Here is a 5214-nt window from a genome sequence, read left to right on the forward strand (position 1 = left end):
ATAATACGTACCATCATCCATTGACGAAAATGACGTAATTTCTGATGTAATTGTTCCTCGCTAGTGATGCCTTCGAGCATGGATTTCAGCTGCTGACGAATCTCATCCAATGACAGTTTTTTCTGCAATTGACCTGATTCAAGCAACTGCGCCAGCATCGATTCCTGTCTTTGCCCCCACTGGTTGACGTAATCACTGGCTGATAAGACATCAGGTGCCACTTTCAGCAGTTCGGGATAAGTCTTTAAGGCATTTTGCCATGGCTCTGGCAATACAAATGCTGAGGACATAAACACTCCGGATAACGATGGAAAAGCATTACTTTACATTAAGCTTGATTAATACCAAATGCGTAAACCATTCTAGCTAGTCAATAAAATAATCAAGAGATATGCACGCTAGTAAGGAGAACAAACCGCTATCAGTCTTCGCTTAATCATTCGCCTTAGGTGATAATCCAGGTTCGCACTAAGTTAGGAGTAAGAAACCATGATGCTAAAACGTACGCTTGCCCTGTTGAGCTTATTGTTGAGTTTTCCCGTTATCGCAGAGAGTGATTGCGCGTCTGCTTTTACTACGCTTGAAATTAACGCTTGTCTCAACGAAGAGTTGCAAGACAAAAAGGACATCATGCAGCAATACTTGGCAGTAGCTAAACAACGCTACAGCGATGAAACCAAAGTGGTAACTGCGATAGAAGCAGGACAATCGGCTTGGGAAGCCTATAAAATATCCCACTGTGACAGTGTTTACACTATATGGATGGACGGGACGATTCGTGGTGCCATGACGCTGAGCTGTCAGATAAACCTGACCGAGGCCAGAACGCATGAGATCTGGTCTAGCTATTTGACCTATATGGACAGCACTCCGGCTATCATGCCTGAACCAGAATTAACGTATGAGTAAACTCATTGCCCAATCATAATGAGCTTGCCCGTTTTTGGATCACGGTAAACCTGACCGACAGACTCATACCCCTCCGCACCACCTTGCATACCTTCAGGTAGCTGCGGTAATTCTTTCATCGATTGAAGTTCCGTCAGGGCATGCTCCGCTTGTTTTGCCTCGGCCTGGAAATGCTCCTGGAGCTGACTACTCATTGAAATTAATGCCGCAATCAGACCACAGGCAAACACCAACATTAAATCTAATAAATTGGCCATAGGGCCTAATGGCTCATCATCATTGCCATCAAAACGACTATGCCGCCAGCGTCTAGCCATGAGCCTGCTCCATGTTCGTTAAAACCTCGTCATACCAGCGGCGTCTCAATCGTCCGAGAACAAAACCGATAATGCCAACAAAGAGGCCCAGAACCGTGGTATCAAAGGCCACACTCATCGCCGTTGTTAAGATACTTAACTCACCATTACCAAGTGCAGATAATCCTGGTCCAAGCGGTATCAGTGTGCCCATCAACCCGAGCATAGGTGCAATTCTGGCTAAAAAATCACTCCGCTCAATTCGTTTGAAAGCTAATTTTTCAAAAGACTCAACCTGACCTGACTGCTGCCACTTCTTCAAACCAGAAAAGCGTTCAGCCAGCGCAATACCAATATCAATAATGCTCAAGGCGGCAAATAACATTAGCGCCCATATCACCGGTTCTAATAAAAATCCGACTAAGTGATGCATCACACCGATGGATTGTGAACTCAACATAACTTACTCCTTGAACTTGGCAGTTGGGGCTCGCATGCCTTTTGCCATGCCAGCCAACACTAACAACGCCACCAGACCTAATATCACATAGAGCCAGAAGCGTTGTTGCTGCGCTTGCTCTTTCTGTTGCTCTTCAGATGAATTCGTCTCTTGCTCAGGCTGAGTCGCTTTTTGCTCGGTGATTTCGGCAATATGACTTGGTGCATCATCCACTTCAGTTTCTGGCATTCTTGCCGCATTTAATACCTCAGCTAATTGCTGTTGATGAGACTCATCCAGGTAATCATTCAACCATACATACAAGGGGTGGGATGGTGAGGTATGGCCACTTCCCGGTAGCCCATTTGCAGAAACTAAATCAGTGAACTGCTGTGCCAGTTGTTCCAACGTAGCCTCATCGGCTTGCCAAAAACCTTTATAGGCTGCAACCAGCATAATCGCCAGCATATTACTTTTCACATGGACGTTATGATCTTGCTCAAGAAAGTCATCTAAGCCCAAGTCTAGTCCATCATCCACATACACCCGTTTAACTTCATCCCATACCCAGCTTTTCACAATGCCGGGATTGGTCACTTGCCAGCCCCATAGATATTCTAAAAACTCACTACCCATGGTGCGAGCACCGGCATACCCCTCCTTCATCAGCGGTTTAAGCCATTGCGGATTCAGATAACGACCACGCAGTTCACCTAACAATACGGTCTGCAAAGGATCAACGCGTAAATCCGTGGTATCACTGTGCGCCAGAATATAACTCTCTGGTGCCTGTCCACGTGTGGTTTCAATAGCGAGGCTTAAGCCGCCCAGATAATCAAAGGCATCATTGTTATCCATAACTCCATACAGATTACTGGCTCGTCCGAGATAAGTCTGACCGACATGTTGCAGCCTCTGTTGGAATAAGGCCTGCTGCGCCTGGCCGTCAAGCTCTGCGCCATAAGCATGGCCCATGCGATGAATATACGTTTCCGCGACTTCTTCACGATTTTCCCAGGCACCAGAGCGCTCAACCAGACGATTCACGCCAGCACCATAAGCACCCGGTGGGGTACCAAAAATACGGTAACTCGCCGTCAGGCCGGCTTGGTTTTCTGACACACCCGCACGTAATGCCGCACTGGCATCGTCTACCCAGCGGGCAGCAACCCGGTTCTGCTCTAAGGATTCAAAACCAGGATTTTCACTAACCTGTAAACGCTCTAAAGCCGCATCCAATGATAAGGTCAACGCCGGATAGTCACGACGAATCAAACCAGAAGAGGCATCCAGTGCCATCAATACAGCTTGTTCCAACCAAACTATCTGCGAACCATACAAATCACGGAATAGGCCGGATGTCGTCAGCAACATATCTCGGCGGATTCGGGGATGAGGCGAGGCTGATGAAGAAAGATCCAAACGTTCTAATCCACTAAAAATTCCACGACGACTCCAGGTCGGTTTCACCCCTAACATATCGTAAGCAAAAGCGATCATTGCACCTTCATCACGCACCACATCGGATGCCCATAACACTAAGGCATCACTATCCTGAGCGTTTTTTGCGGGAGTTTCTGCACGGGCTTTTTCGGCTAATGCGATACCGACTTTGTAGCCTAAACGTGATGGAATTAAGCTATCATCTAAGGCATAGAAATTACGTCCAGTCGGTAATGCTGATGGTGTGCGAATCGGATCATTACCTTTACCCGGCTCAACAAATTGACCATCTAAAGCAGCCAATAATGCCGACATTTCTGCAGCAGGTGAGCCGCGTAGAAGTGGATCCCAGCTCTCCGTAGCTTGTTTGCCATTATTCATTGAAGTAAGCATGGTTTGAACCGCTTGTTCAGACCAGTCTCGACCAAAAACATGTAGCCCCAGAGGCATAAAATCTTCTTGTAGAGTGGTCAGGTAATGGCCGATTTCGTGCACTAACAAATCGTCATCCACCTGCTCGAATGAACTCAATCCTCGCACTTCCAACTCACCAGCCATATTCGCTGTCAGTTCATCTTCCAGATTAAGTTTGGCGACTAAGCGTTTCATTTCCTCAATCGCACGATCGCGCATAGCCCCAGCATTCACAGGTGCAGCTTCATAACTTTCAACGACCTGTCGTAATTCCAGTAATTGATCATATAACTCAGTGCTAGCCAAAGGCGGTGTGAGGTGATCAACCATCACCGCGAGGCCACGGCGTTTTGCCTGAATACCCTCACCTACACCATCAACGATATAAGGGTAGATACTTGGCAAATCACCTAAAATTGCCTGAGGGTAATCATTCTCAGCCATACCCACTCGATGACGAGGTAAAAACTCGTAGGTCGAATGGCGGCCCAGATGAACTAAGGCATCAGCATGAAAGGTATTTCTTAGCCACTGATAAAACGCCAGATATTGATGTGGCGGCGGGAAGGATAAATTGGCATGCAATAATTCTTCATTCAGTTCCCAACCTCTTGGAGGCTGTGGACCAACAAAAATATTGCCAAACTCAAGACCGGGAATCAGGATTTTATCGTCATAAACCATCACATTCCCCGGCGCTTCGCCCCAGCCTCTTATGCCTTCTATCCATTGTTGGCTGATGGCATTAATTAATTGCTCAGCCTGTTGCCAGTCGATGTTTGCTAAAGGTCGCTGGTAGATGGTTTGTAGCTGACTGAGTAATTGCAACACACGGTCACGACCAGCATGGTCGGCCCCATCGACAACATGGCGGATATCTTCCATCACCCGAGCTAATAAATGGGCCGCAATACTTGGATCATTCAATGCTTTAGCTTGTTTTAGATTGGCATGTAATAAGCCCAGCGGGCCATTGACCATTTCTTGCTGTAGTGATTCTGGCAATGTTTGAAACCAGCTTTGGTAGCTTTTGCTATCCATTGTGTTGACTTGTGACGACATCGCAGCCAAAGCAACCTGATCTTCAGGTAGATTCACACCCCGTTGTTGTAATAAGTCGAGTAACTCAGCCGATGACGCTGGTAACTCACCGGTCTTATACCCTTGGTTTTTAAGGGAATGCAGAATATCGAACAAGGACTCCACGACGTTTAAATTATCAGCACCGATATTATGGCGACCAGGCGGATGGTTGTAATAGATAATCGCGATCTTTTTATCCTGATTCGCTTTATCTTGTAATTGCTGCCAGCGTTTTAAGCGCTTAACCAATAAGGTGACTTGTGACTCTACAGGTTCTGAGAAAGCCAGTCTGGCTCCAGTAAATTTATCGACTTCGGCGGGTGTCATCGTTGCAACCACCATTGGTTGAGACACCCCTTGTAACTCAGGCATAGCGACACGATAATGAACAGAATCCCAACTGATACCGGCTTCTGACAGCTCCCATTCAGCGTGGGTACTATCACTTAAACGCATCGCTTTTATCACCGGTACATTCAGTTTTTTTAATTCATCGGTGACAGCCTGCCGATGTTCCGATCCGCCAATCACAAAGTCTTGCAGAGACACCACTGAACTGATGTGTGATTTATTCTCAGCTAATAACTTGATGGCAGATAAACTGGCATCACCCCACGCAGTAAGCACTGA

The 5214-nt window shown here is 46.7% G+C and carries 4 protein-coding genes and 1 pseudogene; 1 reads left to right on the forward strand and 4 read right to left on the reverse strand.

The genetic code is table 11. The features are described from left to right. A pseudogene (locus B4K20_RS02265) lies at nucleotides 1-290 on the reverse strand (bifunctional glutamine synthetase adenylyltransferase/deadenyltransferase); the annotation flags it as partial. Between the two features lie 199 nt (nucleotides 291-489). On the opposite strand from B4K20_RS02265, the gene B4K20_RS02270 reads away from it, so the two are divergent. Continuing rightward, nucleotides 490-909, forward strand: coding sequence for a lysozyme inhibitor LprI family protein (locus B4K20_RS02270; protein ID WP_289281737.1), 420 nt, complete (start codon nucleotides 490-492; stop codon nucleotides 907-909). 2 nt (nucleotides 910-911) lie between these two features. Here B4K20_RS02270 and B4K20_RS02275 read toward each other — a convergent pair whose 3' ends face one another. From B4K20_RS02275 to B4K20_RS02285, 3 genes are all read right to left on the reverse strand, one after another. Next, a complete protein-coding gene (locus tag B4K20_RS02275) occupies nucleotides 912-1226 on the reverse strand; it encodes a DUF2149 domain-containing protein (protein ID WP_289281738.1) in 315 nt (104 codons plus the stop codon). Continuing rightward, nucleotides 1219-1665 (reverse strand): MotA/TolQ/ExbB proton channel family protein, encoded by a 447-nt coding sequence (locus tag B4K20_RS02280; protein WP_289281739.1) that lies wholly within the window; start codon nucleotides 1663-1665, stop codon nucleotides 1219-1221. The genes B4K20_RS02275 and B4K20_RS02280 overlap by 8 nt, the downstream gene beginning before the upstream one ends. Before the next feature lie 3 nt (nucleotides 1666-1668). Further along, nucleotides 1669-5214, reverse strand: a 3546-nt coding sequence (locus tag B4K20_RS02285) for a cobaltochelatase subunit CobN (protein ID WP_289281740.1), incomplete at its 5' end; no start/stop codon positions are given.

Source organism: Methylophaga sp. UBA5088 (assembly GCF_002414625.1).
Lineage (GTDB): Bacteria > Pseudomonadota > Gammaproteobacteria > Nitrosococcales > Methylophagaceae > Methylophaga > Methylophaga marina.